Origin of the sequence: Streptomyces sp. yr375, assembly GCF_900110755.1 — a bacterium.
Classification (GTDB): Bacteria; Actinomycetota; Actinomycetes; order Streptomycetales; family Streptomycetaceae; genus Streptomyces.
In genome coordinates, this window is sequence record NZ_FOFF01000017.1 from 33,691 (window position 1) to 59,149 (window position 25,459).

Genomic DNA, 25,459 nt, shown 5'->3' on the forward strand with positions numbered 1-25,459 from the left:
GTGACAGTGACCCGGATATCCCCCGCACCGCGCGCCGCCTGCCCGGCGTACGACTTCGTGATCGCCCCTTCGGAGGTGGCGCGCTTCCGGCGGCTGACGGGGTCGGCCACGCGTCCGGGCCCGGACCGGGACGAGGAGTCGCGGCCAGTGCCGGCGTTCTTCCTGTGCCGCGCACTGCCCCGAGCCGTACGGGCCGCGCTCCGCGAGCCGGACATCCGGGCCGATCCGGCGGCGGTGCGCCACGCCGGGCAGGTGCTGCTCCTGCGTCGCCGCCCGGGAGCCGGGGAGCGGCTCACCGCGCACGCGGTCGTCGAGGCGGTCGGCGACTACGGATTCCAGCGGGCCCTGGTGCTGGGCGTGGCCCTGCGCGACGCCGCCGGTCACGACGTGGCCGAGCTGGTCACCACGCTCACCACCGGCCCCGCCGTCGGCCGGGGACGACTCGCTACGCCGCCGGCCCGCCCACCCCTCGGTCGGCCCCTGCTCACCTGGCAGGTCCAGGTGCCGGACGACCTTCCGGGCCGCTACGCGCAGGCCAGCGGCGACCACAACCCGATCCACACCGACGGCTCCGCGGCGCGCCGCGCCGGGCTGCCCGGCGTCGTCCTGCACGGCATGGCCACGCTGCAACTGGCCGCCGCCGGACTGGCGGACCGGCTCTACGGCGGCGACGAGACCCGCTGGAGCGAGGTCCGTACCCGCTTCGCCCGGCCCGTGCGGCCGGGCGACCACATCGAGTTCGCGGTGCACCGCGACGACGACGGTCCGCTCGCCCTCAGCGCGAGCGTCGGTGGACGGCCCGTGCTCAAGGACACCTGGTTCACCGGGGCGGTGGCGTGACATGACCGTCTGGATGTTTCCCGGTCAGGGCGCGCAACGCCCGGGGATGGCGCTCGGGTTCGACGCGGCTCCGCGCCTGCTGCGCAGGGCGGGCACGCTGCTGGGCGCGGACCTCGCCACGCTGTGCCTGAACGACCCGGACCCCGACCGGCGGCCCGACCTCGTCCAGCCCGCGCTGTTCGTCGTCGGCGTGGCCGCCGCGACGGCACTGCTGCGGCACGCTCCGGCGCCGACGGCCGTCATCGGGCACAGCTTCGGGGAGTACGCCGCGCTCACGGCCGTAGGCGCGCTGGAGTTCGGCACCGGGCTGCGGCTGACGGCCCTGCGGGCCGCGGCCATGCTGCGCTGCCCCGCGACGGGGACCGCCATGGCCGCCGTGCTCGGTCTGGACGAATCCGCCGTGCGCGCGGTCTGTGCCGAAGTCGCCGAGGGCGGTGGGCTGGTGGAGATCTCCAACATCAACAGTCCCGCTCAGGTCGTCCTCGCGGGAGAGCGCGCCGCGCTCGACGAGGCGACCCGGCTGTGCCGGGCCCGGGGCGCGTTCCGGGTACGGCCGCTGCGGGTGCCGTACGCCGCGCACACCCGGCTGATGGCCCCGGCCGCCGCCGAGCTGCGCGCCGCCCTCGAAGAGGCCGAACTCCGGCCGCTGAACGCCCCGTTGTACTCGTGCATCACGGCGGAGGCCACCACCGATCCCGCCCGGGTCAAGGAACTGCTGGTGCTCGGGATGACGCACACGGTGGACTTCGCCGCCGCCGTGCGCGCGGCGGCCGACGGCGGACACCGCGACTTCGCCGAACTCGGTCCCGGCTCGCCCGCCCGGCTGCTCGGCCTGGTCCGGGCCGTACTCCCGCAGGACAACCCGGGGCTGCGGCTGGTCTCCAGCGACGCGGAGGCCCGTACACCGCAGCCCTTCCAGGCCGGGCGGGTCCGCCCCGGCTCCTCGTCTCCGCACCCGGCGGTGGCGGCGCGGCCTTCGGGGGGTGAGCCGGGCCATGGCGGATGACGCGCGCGTCGCGCTGGTCACCGGGGCGAGCGGGACCATCGGCTCCGCGGTGGCCAGGGAACTCGCCGGGGCCGGGTTCCGTGTCGCGGCGGGATTCCACCGGGACGGTGCCGCCGCCCGGCGGCTGGCCGCCGAACTGCCGGACGCGCTGGCCGTACCGCTCGACGTGACCGACCCCGACGCCGTCCGCGCCGCGTTCCGGCAGATCGCGGGGCTGGCGGGACCGGTGACCGTGCTGGTCAACGCGGCCGGCGTGCTCCGGGACCGGCCGCTGCTGCGGATGACCGACCGGGACTGGGACGAGGTGCTGGCCGCCAACCTGACCGGGCCGTTCCGGTGTGTGCGCCAGGCCCTGCCGTCGATGATCGCCGCGGGGTACGGGCGCATCGTCAGCATCGGCTCGGCCGCCGCCGCGTTCGGCACCCCCGGCCAGGCCAACTACTGCGCCGCCAAAGCGGGCTTGCTCGCCCTGACCCGGTCGGTCGCCCGGGAGAGCGGCCGGCACGGCGTCACCGCCAATGTGGTGGCGCCCGGGCTCGTGGAGTCGCCGCTCGTCGCGGACATCGGCGCGGCGTCCCGCAGCGGATTCCTCGAACGGGCCGCGACCGGCGCCCTGGTGAGCGCCGAGGACGTGGCCGGCGCCGTCCGGTTCTGCGTCGAGACACCGGGGCTGACCGGGCAGTCCGTCGACGTCGACGGCGGCTTCGGTTGACCGCTCCCCCGGCAGCGCGGACACCCGAAACCCGCAGTCCGACGCCATATGTGCACTCCGCTCGCAGATCCGAGAAGCCGACACCCATCAGCGAGGAGAAGTCCGTGGAAGACACCCGGGAGAAGATCGAGTCCGATGTCCGGGACCTGCTCACCGAACGGTTCGCCGTGCCCGCCGACCGCATCACCCCCGACGCCCATCTCTTCGACGACCTCGGTCTCGACTCGGTGGACCTGATGAGCGCCGTCGCCATCCTGGAGGAGCGCTACGACCTGTCGGTGTCCGACGGGGACCTTCAGGACATGCTCGTCATCAACGGGGTCGTCGACCGGTTCACGAGCCTGCTGGATCCGGCGTGATCCGGCGCGTCGCGATCACCGGCATCGGGCCGGTCACCCCGATCGGCATCGGGGTGAAGGCGTTCGAGGAGTCGTTGTGGGAAGGGCGGTCCGGCATCGGCCCGCTCACCCGCTTCGCGCTGGACGGCTTCCCGGTGCACGCGGTCGGTGAGGTCGGCGACTTCGTCCCCGGGGAGTACCTCGACGCCCGGCTGATCCGGCGGGCCGAGCGGTTCGCCCAGTTCGGCATCGCCGCCGCCCGGCTCGCCGTCGAGGACGCGGGGGACCTGCTGAGCGGGGCGGACCCCGAGCGGGGCGCGGTGATCATCGCCACCGCGTACGCGGGGATGGCGCGGGTCTCGGCCGAGGCGGAGGTGCTGGAGGACCGCGGCTGGCGGGCCGTCTCGCCGACGTCGAGCATGGCCATGATGCCCTCGGTGGCCGCCGGGCTCATCTCCATGGAGTACGGCCTCATGGGCCCCGTCGAGTGTCCCGCCACCGGCTGCGCGGCCTCCGGGCACGCCCTGTCGCGCGGTGCCGAGCTGATCCGGCACGGCGTGGCGGACATCGCGCTCGCGGGCGGCTGTGACGCGCCGCTCAATCCCGTGTCGCTGGCCACGTTCGCCACCGCGCGCGCCCTGTCGACGCGCCCCGGCGACCCGAGGAGCGCCTGTCGGCCCTTCGACGCCGAGCGGGACGGGTTCGTGATGAGCGAGGGGGGTGTGGTGCTCGTGCTGGAGGACTGGGACCGGGCCCGGGCCCGGGGCGCCCGCGTCTACGCGGAGCTGGTCGGCCACGGCCACACCGCCGACGCCTACAACCTGTCCCGCCCGCGTCCCGACGGCCGCGGGGCCCTGCACGCCATGCGGCTCGCGCTGCGGGCGGCGGGGCGCGAGCCCGCCGACGTCGGCTATGTGAACGCGCATGCGGCGGGCACCCCGTGGGGCGACGCCGCCGAGGTGTTCGCGCTGCGCGAGCTGATCGGGTCGACGCTGCCCCCGGTGTCGTCCACCAAGTCGACGCACGGGCATCTCATGGGCGCCACGGCCGCCGCCGAGGCCGCCGCCACCGCCCTCGCGCTGCACCGCGGTGTGCTGCCGCCCACCGCCAACTACCGCACCGTCGACCCCGACTGCGCCATCGACGTCGTACCGGGCGCGGCACGCAAGGCCGACGTGGAGCTGGCCCTCAGCAATTCCTTCGCCCTCGGGGGCATCAACTGCTCCCTGGCGCTGGCGAAGGCCTGAGCCCGATGGACACCGAGAAGGACAGCGAGAGGGACACCGAGAAGGACATGGCCACCGAACAGGAAACCGACATCCCGCCCCTGACGTACGGCCCCGGCGGGGACCGCCCCTTCGCGGGCGCCGTCGCCCTCGTCACCGGCGGCACCAAGGGGATCGGCGGCGGCATCGCCCGCCGGCTCGCCGCGCTCGGCTCCGATGTGGCCGTCACCTATCTGCGGGACCGGGCCAGCGCCGACAAGAAGGTGGCGGAGCTGCGGGAGCTGGGCGTCCGGGCCTGCGCCCGGCGGGCGTTCTTCGGGGACCCGCAGGGCGATGTGCCCGCCGCGGTCGTCGACTGGGTCACCGCCGAGCTCGGCCCGCCCACCCTGCTGGTCTCCAACGCGGGCACCGGCGTCGAGCTGTCCCTCCTCGACACCCGGCGCAGCCACTGGGACTGGACCGTCGAGACCCACGCCCGCTCGCTGCTGCGGCTCGTGCAGTGCGCGCCGGAGTTGCGCGCCGTCCTGGCGGTGTCCAGCCCGGGCGCGCACCGGGTGATGCCGCACGCCTACGGGCTGCTGGCCGCGTCCAAGGCCGCCCAGGAGTCGCTGGTGCGCTATCTCGCCGTCGAGCTGGCGCCGCGCTGCCGCGTCAACGCGGTGACCCCGGGGCTGGTGGACACGGACGCGGCGCGGAGCTTCGGGCGGCACGCGGAGCTGTTCGAGACGGCCCGTGCCAGGACGCCCGCCGGACGGCTGACGCTCCCTCAGGACGTCGGCGCGGTGGCCGCGTTCCTGCTCTCCGACGAGGCTCGGATGATCACCGGTCAGAACCTCGTCATCGACGGCGGCTACTCCATCCTGATGTGAGGCCCTCATGAGAGTTACGTCCCCGTCCACTCCCTATCTGCTGACCGGCTCGGGCGGTGTCATCGGCCAGAGTCTGGCCACGGCCCTCGGGCCGGGGCGCGTCATCGGCCTGGTCCGGGAGGGCGGTGGCCGCCCCGGCCCCGGCATCGAGACCGTGACCGGCGATGTCACCGTGCCCGGACTCGGTCTGGCGCCCGCCGTCCGCGGCCGCCTCTCCGGGTGGGTCGGCGGCGTGATCCACAGCGCCGCGGTCACCTCCTTCACCCGGCCCGCCGACGAGATCCGGCAGGTCAACACCGACGGCACCGCGCACGCGCTGCGGCTCGCGGAGTCCGCCGGCGTCCCGTTCCATCTGGTGAGCACGGTGTACGTGCGCCGGCGCGAGGGCAGCGTCGAGACCGGGCGGTCGCGGGTCTACCGGGAGTCCAAACAGGCCGCCGAGGACCTCGTACGGACCGCGCGCGTGCCGTGGACGATCCTGCGCGTCACGGTCGTCACCGGCGACAGCCGCACCGGCGCCACCCCCCGTTTCCAGGGGATCTACGCCGCGATGAAGGCCCTCGTCACCGGGGACGCCCCGCTGGTGCCCGTCGCGCCCGGCTCGTACATCGACTTCCTGCCCCGTGACCATGTCGCGGCCTGTGTCACGGCCCTGCTGGACAGCGGGACCCTCGGCGAACACTGGATCACCGCCGGTCGACGGGCGCTGACCATCGAGCGGTTCGTGGACCACTGCCTGCGGTACGCCGAGCGGCGCGGCCGGCCGGTGGCGGCGCGGCCCCGGCTGGTCGACTCGGAGATGGTGCATCGGCTGATCCTGCCCGCCTTCGGGGACAGCCTGGCGGCCGACCTGCGCAAGCGTCTTGAGCTGTTCACCGACATCGTCGGGCCGCTGGCCACGAACGAGACGCTGCCGGACCCGGCAGCCGGACTGCCCGCCCCGCCCGATCTCGGTGAGGCGCTGGACGCCGCGCTGGAGTACTGGGGCGAACGGGTGCGCCTCGTGCGACCGGGGGTGCGCGTGTGATCACGCACCAGAGCACCGAGGAGCGGCTCGGGCGCGACGAGGTCCTCGACCTGTACGGGCGGCATGTGAACTCCGGGCTCGCCCGGCTGGCCACGCTGATGGCGGCGCCCGTCATCGCGCGCGCCGAGGGCGACCACGTCTGGACGCAGGACGGCGAACGGCTGCTCAACTGCGGCGGGTTCAGCGTCTTCCTGCTGGGCCACGGCCACCGACCGGTGGTGGCGGCGGTCGCCCGCCAGCTCGACCGGCTCGCGCTCACCGGCCCCATGGTCTACCACGAGGAGCTGGCGCGGGCCGCTGCCGTGCTCGCCGCCGTTTGCCCGCCCGGACTGGAGTACGTGTATCTCACCAACTCGGGTGCCGAGGCCTGCGAGACGGCGCTCAAGCTGGCCCGGATGAACGGCAAGCGGCACACGGTGTCCACCGAGGGCGGCTTCCACGGCAAGACGCTCGGCGCGCTCGGCGTCACCGGCAAGGCCGCCTTCCGCGCCCCGTGCGAACCCCTGCCGGGGCCGGTCGACTTCGTGCCGTACGGCGACGCCGACGCGCTCGCCGCCCGCCTCACCGCCGACTCCTGCGTCATCGTCGAACCGGTCCAGGGCGAGGGCGGGGTGCGGATCCCGCCGCCCGGCTATCTGCGGCGGGTCGAAGCCGCCTGCCGGGCCGCCGGCGCCCTGCTCATCGTCGACGAGGTGCAGACCGGCCTCGGCCGCACCGGCCGGATGTGGGCCGTCGAGGCGGAGGACGTCGTCCCGGACATCCTGCTCTGCGGGAAGGCGCTCGGCGGCGGCGTGATGCCGGTCGGCGCGGTCGTCGCCACCGCCGAGGCGTTCGCCCCGCTCAACCACGACCCCGTGCTGCACACCTCGACGTACGGCGGCAACCCGCTGGCGGCCGTCGCCGTGCGGCACACCGTCGAGGCCGTGCTGCGCGAGGACGTACCGGGCCGGGCGGCCCTGCTGGAGGGGCGGCTGCGGACCCTGCTGACCACGGCGCTGACCGGCTGCGGGCATCTGGTCAAGGAGATCAGGGGGCGCGGCGCGCTCTTCGGCGTGGAGTTCCACCGGCGGTCGCACGCCGGGGAGTTCGTCCTCGAACTGCTGGAACGCGGCGTCGTCGTGTGCCCGACGGGCAACGCGCTGGCGACCGTGCGCTTCACCCCGTCCGCCTTCTTCGGTGAACGGGAGCTCGGTCAACTGGCGGCGGCCGTCGAAGGCTCCGCCGCGGCCCTCGCGCGCCGGCACGGCACGTGAGGCCCTCCCCTCTCCAGGAGTTGTGAATGCGATACGTACGCATGGCGGGCACGGTTCACCGCCGCAAGGCCGACGAAATCTATCCCGTCGTCTGTGACTTCGCCCGCTATCCGGAACTGACCGACGCCGTGCGCAGTGTGGAGATCCTCGATCTCGGCGGCGGACGGACCGGCTGCGCCTGGGAGGTCACCTTCCGCCGGGGAATTCTGAAATGGACCGAGGAGGACCGCTACGACAAGGAGAATCACCGGGTCGATTTCTCGCTCCTGGCCGGAGATCTCGACCGGCTCGTCGGTCACTGGCGGGTGGAGGACGTGGGCGAGGACTGCCGGGTGCACTTCTCCTGCGACTTCGACATGGGAATTCCCACCCTGGCCGACGTCATCGAGCCGATCGCCGAACACACGCTGCGCGACTACATCGCGGTCATTCTGGGGGCGCTCGTCGACGGCATCGTCCTGGACGAGGACGCGCTCCTCGTCCAGGACGGAGCGCGGTCGTGAGCGGCGGGGCAGGTTCGGCCGGTTTCCTCACCGCCGACCGGGACCTGCTGGAGCGCCGACTGCCGGGTCTCGACGCCCAGTTGGCGTCCGTCGGGCTGGACAAGTTGGAGCGTCCGGGGTCCCCCGCCGTCGACTGGTTCCGCCGCTGCGGGGCCGGCGCCCTGTTCGTGCCCGCCGAGCACCAGGGCCTCGGCGCCGGGCTGCGGGAGGGCGTGCGCCTCCAGCGGGCCATCGCCAGCCGGGCGCCGTCGCTGGCCGTCGCCACCACCATGCACCACTTCTCGGTGGCCTCGCTGATCGGCTGGGAGCACCTGGGCGCCGGCCTCGAATGGCTGCTCGCCGAGGCGATCGCCGGCAACTCGATGCTCGTGGCGTCCGGAGCGGCCGAGGGGCGGCCCGGGGCCGGCATCCTCACGCCGGTCATGACGGCGCGGCCGACCGACGGCGGCGTCCTGGTCAGCGGTACGAAGAAGCCGTGCAGCCTCAGCCACTCGATGGACCTGCTCTTCGCCACCGTACGAGTCCAGGGGCCGGGGGGCGAACGGTGCGCGGTCGCCGTCGTCACCGCCGGGTCGGAGGGGCTGAGCAGCCGGCCGTTCTGGAAGAGCGAGATCCTCGCCGGAGCGGAGAGCGACGAACTCGTCCTGCACGACGTGTTCGTGCCCGAACGGCTCGTCACCGACCTCGGCCCGGTCGGGACCACCAGTGCGCCGCTGCGCCGCTCGCTGGTGTGGTTCGAGGTACTGATCGCCGCCTCGTACCTCGGCATGGCGGCCGCGCTCGTCGAACGGGCCGCCGCCGCGCCCCGGGTCGGCGCGGCCGACCTCGCGCGGATGGCCGTCCTCCTCGAAGCGGCGACGTACGCGCTGGAGGGCGTCGCCGCGCGCTCCGAGACGGAACCCGATCCGGCGGCCCTGCTCGGCCCCTCGCTGGCGGCGCGCTTCGCCGCCCAGGACGCCGCCGTCACGGTGGCGGCGCTGGCCGCCGAGGCGCTCGGCGGCGGCGCGTACCTCAACGATCCGGAGGTCGCCTACCTCTGTGCGGCCACCCGCTGTCTCGCGTTCCACCCGCCGTCCCGGGCGGCCGGCACCGCGGCGCTGGTGCAATACCTGCGCGGTGAGGCGGTGGACGTTCCCTAGCCGCGCTGTCCGGTTTCGGATCCTGCTGGAAACCGTAGTTCCGTACTACGGGAAATCGGTATCGGAGCGGCGTCGAATCGTCGTTAGGTTGGAAACATGACCAATGTGGACGCGACAAGAGACGTCGTTGTCGGAGCAACCGACGTCGAATGGAAGACGCTTGGGAATTCCCGCTTCGAAATACTGGTGGGCGCCCGGAAGTTCGTCGTCGAAGCGAAAGGCGAAAAGGGCGAGGCGCTGCGGTACGTGATGGCCGACGTGGTCCCGAAACTCCGGCGTACCGCCGCCGTACGCGAGCAGTTGTCCGCGCCCGAGGCCGAACGGCTGCTGCCCTACATGGAGAAACTCGCCGCGATGGGCGTGCTCCTCTATCCGAAGGAACCGATCGGTACGGAGGGGGAGTTGCGGCTCTACTCCTTCATCGCCCGCCGCTCCGCCGCGCCCGACGGCGTCTTCGCCTCGGTCCGGCGGGACATCGGCGTCACCGGTCCGCCCCGGATGGCCGACGCGTTGGGCGGGGCACTGCGCCGACAGGGGCTGCGGGTGCGGGACGGCGACGCCGGGGACAGCGCCCTGAACGTGGTGGTCTCCCTCGCGGACGAGGCCGTACTGCGGCGGACCAACCGCGAACTCTGCGCGGCGGGACGCTCCTTCCTGCCGCTGCTGGTCACCCCGCGCACGATCAGGATCGGCCCCTGGACGATGCCCGGCGAATCCGCGTGCCTGGACTGCTGCGCCCCGTACGACACGGCGACCACGGCCACGGCCACGCCTGCGGCGCGGGACAGCGGTGTCGCGCACGACAGTTGGCCCACGCTCCAGTCCGGCTGCCTCGAATGGGCCGCCGGGCTCACCGCGCACCTCACGCTGCGCGCGTTCATGCCGCAGGGCGCCGAGCACCCGTGGGGCCGGGTCGTGACGCTCGACCCCGCCGCCTGCGAGCAGACCTCCGTGCGCGCCTGGCGCGACCCCTACTGCGCGTCCTGCGCCTCCGCAGGTCCGACCGCCCAGGAATGGCTGGAGTTCTGAACCCATGACAGACCTCCTCACCCCACCGGCCGAGGCAGCGGTGACCGGCCAGGGCTACGGCGTCCGCGCGCTGCCCCTGCCGCTGTACGTACGGGCCCACGCCGCCGCGCTCGTGCCCCTCGGCCACGTGGCCGAACGACTCGACCTCACCGCCGCCGACATCCCGGTCCTCGACGTCGCCGTGGCCGCCGACGAGGCCGGGGCCGCCCTCCGACTCGCCGCCTCGGCGGCCCGGTCGAGGCTCGCCCGAGCGGGCGAGTCCGCCGACACGGGGGCCGCCGCCGACCACGACGAAGCCGTCGCCCAGGCGATCTACGCCGGGCTCGCGCGCCGCCGGCCCCACCCGGGCACCATCGAGGACGTACGCACCGAGGGCATACGCATCGCGGACTGCGAGCCCGCCCGAGCCGCGCTGCGGGGCACCGGTGGCCGTATCGACTGCTACCTGCTGGGCGAGTCCGCGTCGGTCCCCGTCATCGGCGCCGTACTCCGCCTGCCCCGGCTGGGCCGCCCCCTGCACGCGCAGGTCTGCGACCTCGACCTGCGCCGGGGCGTCCGGCGCGCCGTGCACGCCGTGCTGCGCCGACTGACCCTCGCGACCCTGGCAGGCCCGGAAACGGACACCGCCCCGCCGCCGCACGACATCGGCACCATCGCCGACTTCGGCGACATCGTCGAGACCGGCGTGATCGCCCACGCCGATCTCGCCGCGGGACCCGCCCCCGGCACGGAGGCGGCCCTGCTGCGCGCCGCGCTGGCCGGGCACGGACTGCGGGCCCGGGTCCGGACGCTCAGCCCGGCGGGCGCGGGCATCACGGTCGTGGCCTGCCGCATCGCTCCGGCCGATGTCGACGCCGGCGACGCGGCCGACGCCGACGGGCCGGTGCCGCCCGCCCCCGCCGTCGTCGTCGTACCGACCGGACTGCGGGCCCCGCGGCAGCTCTCCCTCACCTACCGGCCCGCCGATGTGCGGCTGAGCCGGATCTTCCACGAGAACTCCAAGATGCGGACCGGCTTCGGCACCCTGCCCGCGGTCGACGTCAACGACATGGCCCCCGCCGCCCGCCGGCTCATCGGCCAGGCCTACCGGGACTTCCGCGACGCGGCCCGCAGTTACGACCTCGGCACCGACGGCCGGCCGGCCGACCTCGCACCGCTGGACCAGTGCGTACGCCGCCGCCGTTCCTGGGCGCCCATGGGCGGCGGCGCGCTGAGCCGCGACCAACTGGCCCACTTGCTCGGCCTGTCCTACGGAACCACGGGCAGCGGTCTCGCCGGCGGGGACGTGCGGCTGCCGCTGCGGGCGACGCCGTCGGCGGGCGGCCTCTACTCCTGCGACCTGTTCCTGCTGGTCAACCGGGTCACCGGCATCGAACCCGGGCTGTACTACCTGCAGCCCGGCCGCCAGGTCCTGCAACTCGTGCGCGCCGACCGCACCTGGGCCGAGGTCACCGCGCAGACCGGCTACCGGGACCGGGCGGACCAGGCCGCCGCGATGGTGATCTACACCGGCGCGTTCCGCCGCAACCAGTGGAAGTACCGGGAGCGCGGCTACCGCACCGTCCTGCTCGACTGCGGCCATCTCGCGCAGAGCGTCGTCCTCACCGCCACCGCGCTCGGCCTCGTCGCGCACCCGATGATCGCCTTCATCGACGACTACTTCAACGACCTGGTGGGCGTGGACGGAGTCGACGACGCGGTGCTCTACCTCACCCTGCTCGGCCCTCGTTCCGGGCCCCGTTCCCAGCCCGAGGAGACGGCATGACCACCGAGGCGACGCGCGTGCTGCACCCGCTCGACGACGAGAACGGCTTCGTCGAGACCGCCTCGGAAGTACACCGGATCAAGGGCACCGGTCTGCTCCGCCTCGCCGCGCGCCTCGCCGCCGAACCGGCCCCGCCGAAGCCGGTTCCCGGCGACCCGGGCGGCGGCGTCCTGCTCCTCGGCCCGCCCGCGCTGACCCGTCAGCTCGGCGCGGTCCTGGCGGACGTGCCCGGCCCGGCCACCCGTACGGCGGACGAGGACGGCGACCCCGGGCCGCTCATCGCCCCGCCGGAGGGACCGCGCCCCGCGCTGGTCGTCATCGCCACCACCTCCCTCTTCGACCCCAGGACGGCTGGCGCGGCGGACCACTGCGTGCGCGCCGGACAGCCGCACCTGGTGTACGGGGCGGCCAGTGCCGACGTGACGTTCGTCGGACCGCTGTGGGCGGCGGGGCGGACCGTCGCCTGTTACGAGTGTCTGCGCATCCGCGTCAGCTCCAACTCGGTGCACGGCGCGACGTGGCGCGCGTACATGCGGCATCTGTCGGACACGGGGGGACGGCCGTACGCGCACGAGGTGGCGCCGTGGACGTCGGCGCGGCTCGCCGGGACCGTCGGCAGTCGGTTCGCCGCTTGGCGCACCGATCCGGCCGGTGCCTCCGACGCCGTCCTGTGGCACGATCCGAGCAGCCCCGGCCGCGTCGAGCGGCATCTGTCCGTCGTGCCCAACTGCCCGTCGTGCCACGGCGGTCCGGGCGGCGACGAGACGGCGCAGACGGCCTCCGGGCCGGTGACCGGTACCCTGCGGGACGCCGAGGACGACCGCGTCGGCATCGTCCACGCCGCCAGTGTGCGGCGCGCGGAGAGCGGTCCTCCGGTCTACCTCAGCGGCAGCACCTCGGCCGACCTCTCGCTCATCAAGCCCCCGATGCGCGTGACCCGCAACGGCGGCGCGGGCTTCTCCAAGGGCGAGGCCGTCGACGCGACGCTCGGGGAGTCGCTGGAGCGCTACGCCGCCGGTTTCTACCACCCGTCGCGGCTCCGGCTGGCCGCCTGGCGCGAGCTGGCCGAACCGGCCGTCGCACCAAGCGAGTTCGGTCTCTTCGCCGCGAGCCAGTACACCGAACCGGGGTTCCCGTTCGCCCCGTTCGAGGACGGCACCCGGGTCCGCTGGACACCCGCGACCGACCTGGCGACCGGTGCCGCCGTACTCGTACCGGCCTCGCAGGTCTACATGCACTACCGGCGGGTCGAGGCGGAGAGCCCCGTCGCGCCCTCCATCTCCACCGGTCTGGCCGCCGGGCCCTCGTACCGGCAGGCGCTGGTCAGCGGGCTCTGCGAGATCATCGAGCGGGACGCGCTGGCGATCTCCTGGCTGCACCGCCTGCCCCCGCGCCCGGTCGCGCAGGAGGTCGTCGCGGCGTCCTCCCAGGTGTCGTACCTGATCGAACGGGCGACGTCCTGGCGCGTGCGGTTCTACGACCTGTCGCTCGACCTGGCCCCCGCGGCCGTGGTCGCGGTGATGGAGCACGGCAGCGGCGCCGACCGCGTCATGTCGTTCGGCAGCGCCTGCCGCCCCTCCCCCGTCAAGGCGGTGGAGAAGGCGTTCCTGGAGGCGGCGCAGGGGCTGACCTACGTCCGCCGGCTGCTGCGGCAGTACGAGGACTGGGAGGTCGCGGCGGACTTCTCCAACGTGGACGACTTCAACAAGCACGCCATCCTCTACTCGAAGTACCCCGCCCTGCGCGAAGAGGCCGGCTACCTCGTCCACCCCTCCGCGCCGACCCCCTGCACCCGCCCGCAGCGCCCCCCGTACGACGAGACGGCGGCCCCCGCCGACCCGCTCGACGCGCTGGTCGGCGCGGTGCGCTCGGCCGGCCACTCCGTGTACGCGGTGGATCTGACGACCCCCGACACCCGTCGGCTCGGCGTGCACGTCGTACGCGTCCTGGTACCCGGCCTCCAGCATCTGGCGGGCATCCACGGCTGCCGGCTGCTCGGTGGCCGCAGGCTGCGCGAGGTCGTGGCCGGGCTCGGCCACGACTCCGCGCCGGACAACCCCTATCCGCATCCGCTGCCGTGAGCACCCCGCCCGCGAAGGAGCCACAGATGCCCGCCTCGTTCACCGCCACCCCCGCGATGTCCGTCGTACGAAACGAGGACTTCGCGCACACCTCCGACATCGCCGCCGTCTTCGCCGGTCACCTGACGAGCCGTCAACTACCTTTGCAGGACAGCCCGGTGGAGTGTGCGATCGCCGTGGAGGCGGTCGACGGCGGAGTGAAACTGACGTTCACCAGCGCCGTGGACGCCGGGCGTATCGGGTCGGGCGCGGTCGTGACGCACAAGTTCTTCTTCGTGGACCGGGAGGAGTGCCGCATCCGTATGCACGCCCTGTCCGCCGAACAGCCCGCCGCCACCTCGGAACTGCTGGTCCTCTTCGCCGAGGGCCAGGAGCGGGACTACTGCCACGCGTCCGTCTACGACGCCGAGAACCGGCTGATCGCCGCGCACGCCGTGGTCTTCGACCGGCGCGGCCGGTATGTGCCGTACGCGTTCACCGAGCAGTACGTTTCGCCCCTGCGACTGGGCCGTGCCGCGCTGGAAGTGGTCCGCGACGACGCCGGGCGCCGGGTGGCCCGCTGGTGCGTCGGCCTCGACGGTCTGGACGCGCCGGAACGGGTGAACGTGGCCTGGGAGGCGGCCGGTCTGGTGCACGCCGAAGAGCTGCTGTGCACCCCCGAGGAACCGCAGCTCCGGCACGACATGCCGCTGGACGACAACGCGCGGCTGGCGCCCGGCGACTGGGTGGTCATCGCGACCGACGAGAAGGGCCGGCTGCTCGCGCAGACCCTGGTGACGCTGACCCCCGCCGAGGCTTCCGCATGGCGGTCGTGAGCACTCCCGTGCGGCTGATCGCCGTGGACCGTCCCGGGGCGCTCGCGGCCGTACGGCTGACCGTGCGGGTGGGCAGCGCCGACGAGCGGCCGGGCGAACACGGGGTGGCCCATGTGGTGGAACACCTGGTCGTGCGCTGCCTGTTGGCCGGTGGGCGGGTGGGGAGCGGTGCCCTGGTCGACGCCCGGACGGGGCGCGAGCACACCGGGTACAGCGTGCTGGTCCGCCGCGCGGACGCCCCGGCCGCCGTACGCACCCTCGCCGCCGCCTTCGGCGAGCTGCGGGTGCCGTCCGCCGTGCTCGACGCCGAACTGGCCGCGATCCGGCAGGAGACCGCCCAGCGCACGGCGGACGTCCGCTGGCGTCTCCAGGAAGCGCTGCTGACCGCCCTGTGGGCGGACACCTCCTACGCCCACTCCCCGCTCGGCGACCGGCCGGTGCTCGACGCCCTCACGGCGGACGACGTGCGCCGCTTCCACGCACTCTGGTACCGGCCGTCGCACGCGACGGCGGTGATCGTGGCAAACCGGCCGACGGACGTGCTGACGGCCACGGCCGAAGCCTGGCCCAAGGACCGCACCGGTACCCCCGGGCAACCCCCCGGATCCGCCGCCTGCGGCGCGAGACCTGCGACACCCGGCGTATGCCTCGAACTCCCCACGCCGCCACCACACCCGACGCACCGCACGGTCGGTCTCGCCTTCACCACCGGGCACCCCGATCCGCATCTGCGCACCTGCCAGCACCTCGCCCGGCGGGCCATCCGCGCGGCGGGCGGCCTCGACATCCAGGTACAGGAGCTGCGGGGCCTGACATGCGTCTGGGCCATGCTCTCCGCACCGGACACCGGGACCGCCACCCGCGCGGTACACAGGGCGCTACGCCGGACCCGCGACCACCTGCTCGCCCCGGACGGCGAAACCTGGCTGCGCGCCGAGGCCCTGATCCCCGAACTCCGCACGACCGACGACCCCGAGGCCACCGCGATACGGGCGACGGCCGCCCCGGCAACCCCACCGGAGACGGTAACCACGGCCGACGTCGCAGCGGTGACGACGTCATGGGAACGGCACATCGAGGAGCTACGCCACGTGGGAGACGCCCCGTGAACACACACCGGCCGGGGCTGCCGCCCCCCATGCCGGCCCGTGCCGACGCCGGAAGCATCCTGATCTGCGGTCGGCGGGCCGACGGCTCTGCGGTGGCGGCCGTCACGCTGGCCGCGCCGCTGCGAGGCACCCGACGGCCGACGGGACCGGCGTCCCCATGCCAGCCCGTGCCGACGCAGGAAACAACGTGAACGGCGAGCCGCGGGCCGACAGCGCCGCCGTGGCGGCCGTCACACTGGCCGTGCCCCTCACCGGCGACCGACCGGCCGCCGTCGCCGCGCCGCTCCTCGCGGCCTGTTGGGCCCGGCAGGTGGCCCGGGCCGCCCGGCGGTCCGGGGCCGCGGTCCGTGTCGAACCGGTGGTCACCGCGGACTACGCGGGAGTCACGGTGGAGAGCCTGCACTCCGAGCGCCGGACCCTGCACGCGCTGCCGGAGTGGTTCGCCGGGGCAGGACGCCCGGAACCGGAGTTAGAGCGAGTACGGGCAGAGTGTCTGGCACGGCTCACGACCGACGAACGCTGGTCGGACGGCGTACGACGGACCCTGTTCGGCCCCGCGCACCGATACGGCATCGGCCACGACGAACGCACCGCGTCCATCGCCGCCTTCAAACCGGACGAGGTGACGCGGCTGTCCGAGAGGCTGCTGGCGGCTGCGCGACCTGTACTCGCCTTCTCCCCTCGGAACCCTGAGGACCCTGCGGACCTGGCAGACCTCGCGGACCTACGGGAACCCGGCGCGGCCCTGTCCGACGGGCTGCTGGCGGCGGCGCGACCCGTACTGGCCTTCTCCCCCTCGAACCCTGAGAACCCTGCCGACCCGGCGGACCTCGCGGACCTACGGCAACCCGGCGGGGGCCTACGGCAACCGCGCGCCGCCCTGCCCAACGCGCACCGGCCGACAGACCACCCCGCCGCAGAACCGCCCGCCGCCACGCGCCCGGTGACGGTCTCCGTCCCCGCCGGTGCCGACCTGGTCCATCACCTCCGTGGCACCCCGGGCGTTCCGCTCGGCAGTCCGGACAAGGCTGCCGTGCATCTGGCATGGGCGGTGCTCGGCGGGCGCGACGGGCTGCTGGACCGGCGGCTGCGCGGCGAGCGGGCCCTCACCTACTCGTCGGCCGCCTTCAGCCGGGAGTTCGCGAGCGGCGGCTACGGCCTGACGATCGCCACGTGTGCGCCGGGCGCGCTCGACGAGGTGGCGGCCGGGACACGGGCCGTCATCGCCGCCCTGGGACGCGGGGAGTTCCCCGACGCGCTGCTCGAATCCGCCAGGGAACGGCTGGTCATCCAGTACCACCGAGCGGCGCACAGCAGCCGCGGCATCACCGAGCGGCTCTGCGGCTACGCGCTCGCGGGCCTCGACCCGGGCGAGAGCGCCCGTTACCCGCACCGGCTCACGCGGGTGACACGCCATGACATACGGCGTGTGGCACAGCGGTACATCGACGCGAGCGACGACTCAGATGATTCAGATGATTCAGGAGACACGGGACATGAGCCATGCGATACGGGAAATCTGGCGCTACCCCGTCAAGAGCATGGCGGGGGAACGGCTCGACACCGGTGAGCTGAGCGCCGACGGCGTCACCGGGGACCGGTGCTGGGCGGTCCGGGACGAGAAACGCGGCTGCGTCACCGACGCGCGCTCGCTGCCCGCGCTGCTCGACATCGCGGTGCGGTACGTACACCCGCCGGTGCCGGGGAAGGCCGCCCCGCAGGTCGAACTGCGCCTGCCGGGGATGCCGCCGACGACCTCCGACGATCCCGGCGTGCACGACGCGCTGAGCGCGTACCTGGGCACCGAGGTCACCCTGTGGCCCCGGGTTCCGGCGGACCGGCGCGAGCACTACGCGCGGGTCTACCCCGAGGACGTGGAGGGCTATCTGACCGGCCTGTTCGGGGTCGCCAAGCTGGAGGAGATCCCCGATCTCTCACAACTGCCGCCCGCCGTGATGGAGTTCCAGACGATCCCGGGAGGCTACTTCGACGCCTACCCGGTGCATGTGATCACCACCGGCACCCTCGACGCCCTCGACGCCGCGCTCGGCAGGCCGGTCGACGTCCGTCGGCTGCGTCCCAATCTCGTGGTGGAGGGCCCCGCCGAGTCGGACGAGGACTGGACGGGCCGGGTCATGCGGTTCGGGAAGGCGACGCTGCGGATCGAGGCCCCCTGCCCGCGCTGTGTGATGATCTCGCGCCCGCAGCAGGGTCTGGCGGTGGACCGCGAACTGCTCCGCACGGTCCACCGCCGCTTCGCCCACAACGTGGGGTACTACGCGTCCGTACTGGAGCCCGGCCAGGCGGGTTCCGGCGACTTGGCCGAGTCGGTCGAGCCCGTCGAACCCGTCGAACCCGTCGAGTCGGCTGCTGGCTGATCCCGGCGCGCCAGGAGAACGACCGCTACGGCGACCGCCAGACCGCAGGCGACCAGCGTCGTCGTGGGGACACCGGCCGCTTTCGCCGTGGCACCGGCCACGAGCGGCGCGACCGCGAGACCGCCGGTGTAGGCGAGGTTGTAGAGGGCGTACGCCGCCCCGTAGGCGGCGGGTTTGGTGTGTTCGGCGAGCACTCCGATGAGGACCAGCGTGGGGGCGAGGACGAGTTGCGCGCCGAAGCCCACCACGATCAGCCCGGTGACCGACCACACCGTCGAGTCGCGTCCGGTGAGGAAGAAGCCGAGGGCGGCGACGAGCGCGCCGCAGGACGCGACCCGGGTCGCCCCGACCCGGTCGGTGAGCAGTCCCGCAACCGGCGCTGCCAGGCTGCCGCCCAGCGCGGCGGCGGCGAAGACGAGGCCGATGCCGGTCGTGCCCAGCCCGAGGTCGCTCAGATGCAGCGGCAGGACCGGCTCGGGGAAGGCGATCGCCGCCGCGCCGAGCCCGGTCAGCGCGATCAGCAGTCCGACCCGGGGGCCGCGCAGCACCACCCGGTAGGGGGTACGCACCTCGCGCGCGGGGGTTTCCTTGACGAGGACGATACGGGCCACCGCGTCGGCGGCGGCGAACACGGCGATGACGAGGAACGGCGCGTGCGGACCCCAGGCGTCACTGAGCAGGCCGCTGACGGCGGGGCCGAGCAGCACTCCCACCCCGACCGCCGAGAGCGCGAGCCCCATGACGCGGCCGCGCCGCTCGGGTTCGTGGGTGGCCGCGATCAGGGCCAGCCCGGAGGTCCAGGAGGCGGCCGCCGCGATGCCCTGCGCGCCACGCGCCAGGAACAGCAGCGTCAGTCCGGCGGTGCCGTCGATGTCCACCGCCGAGGCGAACAGCACCGTCGCCGCCGCGAGCCCTAACAGTCCGACGAGCATCGGGGCGCGCGGGCCACGCCGGTCCACCCAGACCCCGACGAAGGGGGTGGCCGCCAGCAGTGCGAACGCGTAGACGGCGAAGAGCAGACCGGCGATCAGCGGCGAACCGTCCACGGCGGGCAGGGTGGGCAGCAGCGGGACGATGCTGCCGTACAGGAACATGTCGACGCCGAGCGCCAGTGCGGTGACCGCGACGGCGGCCCCGGGACGGGTGCCCGAGCGGAGTTCAGTCATGACAGGAGTCCTCTGACGAGAGGGGCGACGCCGACGGCGTCGTCCGGGGGGAGGAGGGCCGGGTCGGTGGCGGCCAGCAGGGCCGTTCCGCACAGCCAGGCAAGGAGGCTGGCGGCGGCGCTGACCGGGGAGACCGGCTCGCGCGGCGGTCCGACGGCGCCGGCCGGGAGGGCCGCCGAAGCCACCGCCGCCGACGCCGCCGCGTGGCCGGCGAAGAACGCTTCGAGCTCCCGCTGCCAGTCGGCCAGTCCGGACGCCTTCGCGGCCCGCGCCTCGGGCAGGCCGGCCGCGTCGTGCGAACCGTCCAGGGTCAGGGTGAGCAGCGCGCGGAACCGGGCGTCGTGCCGCAGTCGACGCAGCCAGGTCGTGAGAAACGCGCCCAGGCGCTCGTCATGCGGCGCGTCGGAGGCCAGAATGCCCCACACCGGTTCCGTCACGGTCGACCAGGTGTGGGCCATGACGGCGGCATGCAGAGTGGACTTGTCCGCGAAATGGTAATAAAGCGCACCACGTGTCAGACCGGCCCGCTGAGCGACATCTGCCAGCCGTGCCGACGACAGCCCCTGCTCGGCGAAGACGAAGAGGGCTGCCTCCATCAGCGAGACCCGGGTCTGTGCGGCTTCTTCGGCGGTTTTACGCATGAGGGCATCATACATGCACGCACGTATGATTGACCACCCGCACGACCCGCCCTTCCCCTAAGGTCGGACCTCTAAGGTCGACCCCTAGGGTCGGAGACATGACGACACCTCTTGCCGACAGCGCCTTCGACTCGCTCCGCCTCGACGCCGTGTCCGACCAGGAGACGCTGCGCCGCGCCTACGCGCTCCCCGGCGACGCGGCCATTCGCAAGCAGATGACCGAACTCACCGAGCAGACAAGGCGGTTGATCGGCTGCTCGCCGCTGGTCCTGGTCGCCAGCGCGGACGCCGAGGGCAACTGCGACGTCTCCCCGCGCGGCGGCCCCGCCGGGTTCGTGGCCGTCTTGGACGCACGGACGGTTGCGATACCGGACGCGACCGGCAACAAGCGTCTGGACACCCTGCAGAACGTCATCGCGACCGGACGGGCCGGGCTGCTGTTCGTCATCCCGGGGCGCACCACGACGCTCAGGGTGAACGGCCGGGCCTGCGTCTCCACCCGCCCGGAGCTGCTGTCACAGCTCACCGCCGTGGGCAAGCCGCCGGCCAGTGCGCTGGTGGTGGGGATCGAGGAGGTCTACCCGCACTGCCCCAAGGCGCTCCTGCGCAGCGCGGCGTGGAAGCCGGAGCAGTGGCTGCCGGCGGACGCCCAGCCGACCTCGGCCGAGGTGACGCTGGCCCAACTGCGGCTGCCGGAGCTGACGATCGCCGACATCGAGCAGACGGAGGCGGACTCGCTGAAGTACCGGTACGAGTGACGGGACGCGCGCGCGTCGCACCCGAGCCGCTCCAGGGGGCGCGCGAAGAGGCCTTTTCCGGGCTGTTCGAGATCGGCGGGAACGGCACCCCGGAGCGCGCTCTCCACTGCGGATCGCTGTCTGGCCCAGCCCGCCCCGCACTGCGAAAATAAAGATCTGGGACTCACCTGCTCGGCTCCCTTGTTCGTCTCACGTGCTCGTCTCACCTGGAGGTATCCGTGAGGATGTTGATCAACGTTCCGGAGACCGTGGTCGCGGACGCGCTGCGCGGGATGGCGGCCGCCCATCCCGAGCTGACCGTCGACGTCGAGAACCGGGTGATCGTGCGACGGGACGCCCCGGTGGCCGGGAAGGTGGCACTGGTGTCCGGCGGCGGCTCGGGGCACGAGCCGCTGCACGGTGGGTTCGTCGGGCCGGGGATGCTCTCCGCGGCCTGCCCCGGTGAGGTGTTCACGTCGCCGGTGCCGGATCAGATGGTGCGGGCGGCGGCCGCCGTGGACAGCGGGGCGGGTGTGCTGTTCGTCGTCAAGAACTACACCGGCGACGTCCTCAACTTCGACATGGCCGCCGAGCTGGCCGAGGACGAGGGCATCCGGGTCGCGAGGGTCCTGGTCGACGACGACGTGGCCGTCACCGACAGTCTCTACACGGCCGGGCGGCGCGGCACGGGCGCGACGCTGTTCGTTGAGAAGATCGCCGGGGCCGCGGCCGAGGAGGGGCAGCCGCTGGAGCGGGTCGAGGCGCTGGCCCGGCAGGTGAACGGGAACGCGCGCAGCTTCGGCGTGGCCCTCAGCGCGTGCACGACTCCGGCCAAGGGCAGCCCGACCTTCGACCTGCCGCCCGGCGAGCTGGAACTGGGCGTCGGCATCCACGGGGAGCCCGGCCGGGAGCGGCGGGCGATGATGACGTCCGGCGAGATCGCCGACTTCGCGGTCCACGCGATCCTGGAGGACCTGACGCCCCGCAACCCCGTCCTCGTCCTGGTCAACGGCATGGGCGCGACACCGCTGCTGGAGCTGTACGGCTTCAACGCCGAGGTGCAGCGCGTGCTGGCCCAGCGGGGCGTGCCCGTCGCCCGTACGCTCGTCGGCAACTACGTGACGTCCCTCGACATGGCCGGCGCGTCGGTGACCCTGTGCCAGATCGACGAGGAACTGCTACGGCTGTGGGACGCGCCGGTGAAGACGGCCGCACTGCGCTGGGGCGTGTGAAGCCGGGGGGGCAGCCGTCCGGACGACCGTACGGACCATGCGACGACGTGACGACCATGCAAGGAGACCCCGTGCTCGACGCCGACTTCTTCCGCCGTTGGATGACGGCGACCGCCGCGTCCGTCGACCGTGAGGCGGACCGGCTCACGGCCCTCGACTCCCCCATCGGGGACGCCGATCACGGCAGCAACCTCCGCCGCGGCTTCACCGCGGTGACCGTGGCACTGGAGAAGGAGACGCCCGCGACCCCGGGCGCCGTTCTGGTCCTCGCGGGGAGCCGGCTGATCTCGACGGTGGGCGGGGCTGCGGGTCCGTTGTACGGCACGCTGCTGCGCCGGACGGGGAAGGCGCTCGGCGACACGGCCGAGGTGGACGCGGCGGGCTTCGCCGAGGCGCTGCGCGTGGGCGTGGCCGCCGTGATGCAGCTCGGTGGTGCCGCGCCCGGCGACAAGACCATGATCGACGCGCTGGTGCCGGCGGTCGACGCCCTCCCCGACGGTTTCCGCGCCGCCCGGGCCGCCGCCGAGCAGGGCGCGGAGGCGACGACACCGTTGCAGGCCCGCAAGGGCCGGGCCAGCTACCTCGGCGAGCGCAGCATCGGCCACCAGGACCCGGGCGCCACGTCGGCGGCGCTGCTCATCGCCGCCCTGGCCGAAGCGGACGGGGAGCGAGGCACCGGTGAGTGACGAAAAACTGGTCGGCATCGTCCTGGTGTCGCACAGCGCGGCGGTGGCCTCGGCCGTGGCCGAACTGGCGCGGGGGCTGGTGGGCGGCGGCACGGCCGTGCCGGTCGCCGCGGCCGGCGGTACGGAGGGAGGCGCGCTCGGCACCAGCGCCGAACTGATCGCCGCCGCTGCCGCCTCGGTGGACCGGGGCGCGGGGGTCGCGGTCCTCGCCGACCTGGGCAGCGCCGTCCTCACGGTCAAGGCGATGCTCGCAGAGGGCGACGAACTACCCGATACCGCCCGCCTGTTGGACGCCCCGTTCGTCGAGGGCGCGGTGGCCGCCGTAGTCACGGCGTCGACAGGCGCCGACCTCGACACGGTGGAGGCGGCGGCGACGGAGGCGTACAACTACCGCAAGGTGTAACCGCCCCGGGCCCGGACGGCACGTTCACCCTCCGACATCTCAGGCACCTCAGGCACCTCAGACAAGTCCCTCCGACGCCACCTCGAAGGCCGTGCGGACGGCCTCCGCCAGGTCGGCGCGTGCCGTCGTCGGGTTCATGGTGGGGGCGTCGGCGTGCCACGCGTGGTGTTCGACGGCGGCGCGCAAAGCCGCGTTGAACATAGCCGCCTGGATGGCCGGCCGGAGGTCGTCGACCGGCCGGCCGGCCCGGTCGGCGAGGGCGCGGGCGAAGACCGGCTCGGCCTCGTCGTAGGTCTGGAGCCAGACCGCGCGCAGGCCCGGTTCGGTGCGGGTGAGCCGTACCAGGGCCCCGACGGTGGCGGGGTCGGGGCCGACGATGACGCGCTCGTCGGTGTCCAGCCGGGCGAGGACGTCGCCCGGGGGGCGGCCCGGGCGCCACTCCCGCAGGCGGGCGGCGATCGTGTCGATGCCCGCCGTGAGCAGCGGGCGCACACAGCTCTCCTTGCTCGGGAAGTACCGCCAGACCGTCCGCGCGGAGACCCCGACCGCCTGGCCGATCTGCTCCCCGGTGGTCGCGGCGACGCCCTGCCCCACGAACAGGTCCACCGCGGCGCGGGCGATCTCCAGCCGGATCTGCGCCTTGCGCTCGTCCGTCAGGGGCGGTCGGCCCGTGCGTCCACCGGATGCGGTCATCCCGTCGTCCTCCCGTCTCGGTCCCAGCTCTGAGGTCACGAGATTCTTCCCTACGACTTTATGTCACTCGCAGACAATAAGTCGTAGGGTGGCTGTGGCAAGGGCGGCACAAGTTACTGGGAGCACCTCATGGCCACTGGACTGGCAGGCCGCAGCGTCGTCGTCACCGGAGCGGGCTCGGGCATCGGGCGCGCCACGGCCCTGGCCTTCGCCGCGGAGGGGGCCCGGGTCCTGGTGGCCGACCTCAACGCGGAGGGCGCGCAGGCCGTCGTCAAGGAGATAGAGCAGGCGGGCGGCACGGCCGTGGCCGTCACCGGCGACCTCAGCGAGCAGACGGTCGTGGACGAGGTGGCCGCGACCGCGGTGGAGCGGTTCGGCGGGATCGACGTGCTGGTGAACAACGCGGGGATCATGGACCGTATGTCCGCGCTCGCGGACGTGAGCGACGCGGAGTGGGAGCGGGTCGTGCGGGTCAACCTCACCGCCCCGTTCCTGCTCACCCGCGCGGTGCTGCCGCACATGCTGGCCGCGGGCCGGGGCGCGATCGTCAACACGGCCTCCGAGGCCGGGCTGCGGGGCAGCGCGGCCGGTGCCGCCTACACCGCGTCGAAGCACGGCGTGGTGGGGCTGACCAAGTCCCTCGCGGTGATGTACCGCGGCAAGGGCATCCGCGCGAACGCGATCGCGCCGGGCGCCACGAAGACCTCGATCGTCGTGGAGGCTGAGCAGGGCGCCCACGGCCCGGCGACGCTCGGCCCGCACTTCGTCAACGTCGGCCGCCTGGCCGAGGCCGAGGAGCAGGCCGCCGCGATCGTGTTCCTCGCCTCGGACGCGGCGAGCAACATCAACGGCGTGGTCCTGCCGGTCGACGACGGCTGGTCGGCGGTCTGACGGCCCGCCTACGTCGTCTACAGGCTTCCGCCCACTCCCCCTCTCAGCCCTACCACTCGTCCCGGCCGGACTCGGCGGAATCGGCGGGCTGGGCGGGCTCGGCGGCCGTCCCGTCGCTCGTTGCCGACGCCCCGACGAACTGGCGGGCCAACCGCTCCCCCACCTCCACCGCCGACGCGTGGCTCTCGATGGGGGTCGCCCGGGAGTTCTTGAAGACGATGTACGTGACACCGGACGGGGTGCCGCCGCCACGGGGGTCGGGGCGGATGCCGAGGGCCTGGGCGGTGGCGTACGACGCCTCGCCGATGATGCCGCTCGGTCCCGTGTCGCCGACGACCGCGTACTGCACCCGGTCCCGGTAGACGACGGCCGCGACCGAGCCCCCGCCCACCCCGTGCTCGCGGTGGTCCCACAGGGCGCTCACCCCCGGCACGACGATGTAGGGCAGCGCCTCGGCGCTCAGATAGCGGCCGTCGGACTGCTGGTAGGCCGTGGCGTCGGAGAACAGCGGGTCGGTGCCGCTGTTGCACTGCGGGCTGGGGCGGCCGTCGCAGTCGATGTCCATGTCGGCCGTCCAGAACACCGCCTCGTCGGTGCCGCACACCGGGATCGTGGCGGGGGCGTCGTCGTCGGTGCGGTAGCGGCCGCGCGAGACGGGGGCGCAGTCGCGGACCCGCGACATCAGATCGGCGGCCCGGACCGAGCCTTCTTGGCGGAGCGCCGGTGCCCCGGGAGCGCCCGGGGACGGGTGCGCGGCGGCGGGCGGGGTGGTCGGGGCCAGCAGGGCAAGGCCGGCCGCGGCCAGCGTCAGCGACTGGGCGCGCACGATACGGGACCCTCTCGTGGGACATTGACGGACACTCAGATCAATCTGGTGTCGACCACGGCACGGGGCCACTTCGAGGGGGCCGTACGGTGCA

General features: G+C 73.7%; 26 protein-coding genes. 22 read left to right on the forward strand and 4 right to left on the reverse strand.

Annotation, left to right across the window (positions count from 1 at the left end):
• Positions 1–6: 6 nt before the first annotated feature.
• The 17 genes from BMZ82_RS18615 (at position 7) to BMZ82_RS18690 (ending at position 18,090) form a co-directional block, all read left to right on the forward strand.
• Positions 7–840 carry a MaoC/PaaZ C-terminal domain-containing protein gene (locus BMZ82_RS18615; RefSeq protein WP_177244547.1) on the forward strand — a complete coding sequence of 278 codons (834 nt, stop codon included), beginning with the start codon at positions 7–9 and terminating at the stop codon, positions 838–840.
• A gap of 1 nt (position 841) precedes the next feature.
• Positions 842–1,846 (forward strand): ACP S-malonyltransferase, encoded by a 1,005-nt coding sequence (locus BMZ82_RS18620; protein ID WP_093777169.1) that lies wholly within the window; start codon positions 842–844, stop codon positions 1,844–1,846.
• Entirely contained in the window at positions 1,836–2,558 is a 723-nt protein-coding gene (locus BMZ82_RS18625) for an SDR family NAD(P)-dependent oxidoreductase (protein WP_093777171.1), read from the forward strand. Before BMZ82_RS18620 ends, BMZ82_RS18625 begins: the two co-directional genes overlap by 11 nt.
• A gap of 104 nt (positions 2,559–2,662) precedes the next feature.
• Complete coding sequence (locus tag BMZ82_RS40740; RefSeq protein ID WP_177244548.1) at positions 2,663–2,917, forward strand: acyl carrier protein; 255 nt, start codon at positions 2,663–2,665, stop codon at positions 2,915–2,917.
• A complete protein-coding gene (locus BMZ82_RS18635; RefSeq protein ID WP_093777173.1) occupies positions 2,914–4,143 on the forward strand; it encodes a beta-ketoacyl-[acyl-carrier-protein] synthase family protein in 1,230 nt (409 codons plus the stop codon). The genes BMZ82_RS40740 and BMZ82_RS18635 overlap by 4 nt, the downstream gene beginning before the upstream one ends.
• A 5-nt stretch (positions 4,144–4,148) precedes the next feature.
• Positions 4,149–4,991: an SDR family oxidoreductase gene (locus BMZ82_RS18640; protein ID WP_093777174.1), complete on the forward strand. Its 843-nt coding sequence runs from the start codon at positions 4,149–4,151 to the stop codon at positions 4,989–4,991.
• A gap of 7 nt (positions 4,992–4,998) precedes the next feature.
• Entirely contained in the window at positions 4,999–6,018 is a 1,020-nt protein-coding gene (locus tag BMZ82_RS18645) for an SDR family oxidoreductase (RefSeq protein WP_093777175.1), read from the forward strand.
• A complete protein-coding gene (locus tag BMZ82_RS18650; RefSeq protein ID WP_256251985.1) occupies positions 6,015–7,271 on the forward strand; it encodes an aspartate aminotransferase family protein in 1,257 nt (418 codons plus the stop codon). The genes BMZ82_RS18645 and BMZ82_RS18650 overlap by 4 nt, the downstream gene beginning before the upstream one ends.
• Before the next feature lie 26 nt (positions 7,272–7,297).
• On the forward strand, positions 7,298–7,774 hold the full coding sequence (locus BMZ82_RS18655) for a type II toxin-antitoxin system RatA family toxin (RefSeq protein WP_093777177.1): 477 nt from the start codon (positions 7,298–7,300) through the stop codon (positions 7,772–7,774).
• Entirely contained in the window at positions 7,771–8,913 is a 1,143-nt protein-coding gene (locus tag BMZ82_RS18660) for an acyl-CoA dehydrogenase family protein (RefSeq protein WP_093777179.1), read from the forward strand. Before BMZ82_RS18655 ends, BMZ82_RS18660 begins: the two co-directional genes overlap by 4 nt.
• 96 nt (positions 8,914–9,009) lie before the next feature.
• Positions 9,010–9,942: a hypothetical protein gene (locus BMZ82_RS18665; protein WP_143098873.1), complete on the forward strand. Its 933-nt coding sequence runs from the start codon at positions 9,010–9,012 to the stop codon at positions 9,940–9,942.
• A gap of 4 nt (positions 9,943–9,946) precedes the next feature.
• Positions 9,947–11,707: a SagB/ThcOx family dehydrogenase gene (locus BMZ82_RS18670; RefSeq protein WP_093777183.1), complete on the forward strand. Its 1,761-nt coding sequence runs from the start codon at positions 9,947–9,949 to the stop codon at positions 11,705–11,707.
• The gene (locus BMZ82_RS18675; protein ID WP_093777185.1) at positions 11,704–13,788 is read left to right on the forward strand and encodes a YcaO-like family protein; all 2,085 of its coding nucleotides are present in this window, start codon (positions 11,704–11,706) and stop codon (positions 13,786–13,788) included. Before BMZ82_RS18670 ends, BMZ82_RS18675 begins: the two co-directional genes overlap by 4 nt.
• 26 nt (positions 13,789–13,814) lie before the next feature.
• Entirely contained in the window at positions 13,815–14,603 is a 789-nt protein-coding gene (locus BMZ82_RS18680) for a DUF5944 family protein (protein ID WP_093777187.1), read from the forward strand.
• Complete coding sequence (locus BMZ82_RS18685; protein WP_177244549.1) at positions 14,600–15,712, forward strand: M16 family metallopeptidase; 1,113 nt, start codon at positions 14,600–14,602, stop codon at positions 15,710–15,712. Before BMZ82_RS18680 ends, BMZ82_RS18685 begins: the two co-directional genes overlap by 4 nt.
• A 187-nt stretch (positions 15,713–15,899) precedes the next feature.
• A complete protein-coding gene (locus tag BMZ82_RS39495) occupies positions 15,900–17,282 on the forward strand; it encodes a M16 family metallopeptidase (RefSeq protein ID WP_107487673.1) in 1,383 nt (460 codons plus the stop codon).
• Positions 17,209–18,090 carry an MOSC domain-containing protein gene (locus BMZ82_RS18690; RefSeq protein WP_177244550.1) on the forward strand — a complete coding sequence of 294 codons (882 nt, stop codon included), beginning with the start codon at positions 17,209–17,211 and terminating at the stop codon, positions 18,088–18,090. Before BMZ82_RS39495 ends, BMZ82_RS18690 begins: the two co-directional genes overlap by 74 nt.
• Here the strand turns inward: BMZ82_RS18690 and BMZ82_RS18695 are convergent.
• Both BMZ82_RS18695 and BMZ82_RS18700 read right to left on the reverse strand, forming a co-directional pair.
• On the reverse strand, positions 17,988–19,256 hold the full coding sequence (locus BMZ82_RS18695; protein ID WP_093777193.1) for an MFS transporter: 1,269 nt from the start codon (positions 19,254–19,256) through the stop codon (positions 17,988–17,990). The two genes, BMZ82_RS18690 and BMZ82_RS18695, sit on opposite strands and share 103 nt — an antisense overlap.
• Positions 19,253–19,897 carry a TetR family transcriptional regulator gene (locus BMZ82_RS18700; RefSeq protein ID WP_177244551.1) on the reverse strand — a complete coding sequence of 215 codons (645 nt, stop codon included), beginning with the start codon at positions 19,895–19,897 and terminating at the stop codon, positions 19,253–19,255. The genes BMZ82_RS18695 and BMZ82_RS18700 overlap by 4 nt, the downstream gene beginning before the upstream one ends.
• Before the next feature lie 98 nt (positions 19,898–19,995).
• On the opposite strand from BMZ82_RS18700, the gene BMZ82_RS18705 reads away from it, so the two are divergent.
• The 4 genes from BMZ82_RS18705 to BMZ82_RS18720 all read left to right on the forward strand — a co-directional run bounded on the left by BMZ82_RS18705 (position 19,996) and on the right by BMZ82_RS18720 (position 22,955).
• On the forward strand, positions 19,996–20,655 hold the full coding sequence (locus tag BMZ82_RS18705; protein ID WP_093777197.1) for an MSMEG_1061 family FMN-dependent PPOX-type flavoprotein: 660 nt from the start codon (positions 19,996–19,998) through the stop codon (positions 20,653–20,655).
• A 218-nt stretch (positions 20,656–20,873) separates the two neighbouring features.
• Positions 20,874–21,866, forward strand: coding sequence for a dihydroxyacetone kinase subunit DhaK (gene dhaK, locus BMZ82_RS18710; RefSeq protein ID WP_093777199.1), 993 nt, complete (start codon positions 20,874–20,876; stop codon positions 21,864–21,866).
• 71 nt (positions 21,867–21,937) lie between these two features.
• Positions 21,938–22,552: a dihydroxyacetone kinase subunit DhaL gene (gene dhaL / locus BMZ82_RS18715; protein WP_093777201.1), complete on the forward strand. Its 615-nt coding sequence runs from the start codon at positions 21,938–21,940 to the stop codon at positions 22,550–22,552.
• Entirely contained in the window at positions 22,545–22,955 is a 411-nt protein-coding gene (locus BMZ82_RS18720) for a PTS-dependent dihydroxyacetone kinase phosphotransferase subunit DhaM (RefSeq protein ID WP_093777203.1), read from the forward strand. Before dhaL ends, BMZ82_RS18720 begins: the two co-directional genes overlap by 8 nt.
• A 57-nt stretch (positions 22,956–23,012) precedes the next feature.
• Here BMZ82_RS18720 and BMZ82_RS18725 read toward each other — a convergent pair whose 3' ends face one another.
• The gene (locus tag BMZ82_RS18725; protein WP_093777205.1) at positions 23,013–23,648 is read right to left on the reverse strand and encodes a TetR/AcrR family transcriptional regulator; all 636 of its coding nucleotides are present in this window, start codon (positions 23,646–23,648) and stop codon (positions 23,013–23,015) included.
• A gap of 129 nt (positions 23,649–23,777) precedes the next feature.
• Between BMZ82_RS18725 and BMZ82_RS18730 the strand changes: the two genes are divergently transcribed.
• Positions 23,778–24,539, forward strand: coding sequence for an SDR family NAD(P)-dependent oxidoreductase (locus BMZ82_RS18730; protein ID WP_093777207.1), 762 nt, complete (start codon positions 23,778–23,780; stop codon positions 24,537–24,539).
• A gap of 49 nt (positions 24,540–24,588) precedes the next feature.
• Here the strand turns inward: BMZ82_RS18730 and BMZ82_RS18735 are convergent, their stop codons facing one another.
• Positions 24,589–25,365, reverse strand: a complete 777-nt coding sequence (locus BMZ82_RS18735; protein ID WP_093777209.1) for a glycoside hydrolase family 75 protein — start codon at positions 25,363–25,365, stop codon at positions 24,589–24,591.
• Positions 25,366–25,459: the final 94 nt, after the last annotated feature.

Bases quoted from the DNA above. Each gene is read 5' to 3' on its own strand.
- BMZ82_RS18620 (WP_093777169.1), top strand. From the start codon at position 842: ATGACCGTCTGGATGTTTCCCGGTCAGGGCGCGCAACGCCCGGGGATG.
- BMZ82_RS18625 (WP_093777171.1), top strand. From the start codon at position 1,836: ATGGCGGATGACGCGCGCGTCGCGCTGGTCACCGGGGCGAGCGGGACC.
- BMZ82_RS18640 (WP_093777174.1), top strand. From the start codon at position 4,149: ATGGACACCGAGAAGGACAGCGAGAGGGACACCGAGAAGGACATGGCC.
- BMZ82_RS18645 (WP_093777175.1), top strand. From the start codon at position 4,999: ATGAGAGTTACGTCCCCGTCCACTCCCTATCTGCTGACCGGCTCGGGC.
- BMZ82_RS18655 (WP_093777177.1), top strand. From the start codon at position 7,298: ATGCGATACGTACGCATGGCGGGCACGGTTCACCGCCGCAAGGCCGAC.
- BMZ82_RS18665 (WP_143098873.1), top strand. From the start codon at position 9,010: ATGACCAATGTGGACGCGACAAGAGACGTCGTTGTCGGAGCAACCGAC.
- BMZ82_RS18670 (WP_093777183.1), top strand. From the start codon at position 9,947: ATGACAGACCTCCTCACCCCACCGGCCGAGGCAGCGGTGACCGGCCAG.
- BMZ82_RS18675 (WP_093777185.1), top strand. From the start codon at position 11,704: ATGACCACCGAGGCGACGCGCGTGCTGCACCCGCTCGACGACGAGAAC.
- BMZ82_RS18680 (WP_093777187.1), top strand. From the start codon at position 13,815: ATGCCCGCCTCGTTCACCGCCACCCCCGCGATGTCCGTCGTACGAAAC.
- BMZ82_RS18690 (WP_177244550.1), top strand. From the start codon at position 17,209: ATGAGCCATGCGATACGGGAAATCTGGCGCTACCCCGTCAAGAGCATG.
- BMZ82_RS18695 (WP_093777193.1), bottom strand. From the start codon at position 19,256: ATGACTGAACTCCGCTCGGGCACCCGTCCCGGGGCCGCCGTCGCGGTC.
- BMZ82_RS18700 (WP_177244551.1), bottom strand. From the start codon at position 19,897: ATGCGTAAAACCGCCGAAGAAGCCGCACAGACCCGGGTCTCGCTGATG.
- BMZ82_RS18705 (WP_093777197.1), top strand. From the start codon at position 19,996: ATGACGACACCTCTTGCCGACAGCGCCTTCGACTCGCTCCGCCTCGAC.
- BMZ82_RS18725 (WP_093777205.1), bottom strand. From the start codon at position 23,648: ATGACCGCATCCGGTGGACGCACGGGCCGACCGCCCCTGACGGACGAG.
- BMZ82_RS18730 (WP_093777207.1), top strand. From the start codon at position 23,778: ATGGCCACTGGACTGGCAGGCCGCAGCGTCGTCGTCACCGGAGCGGGC.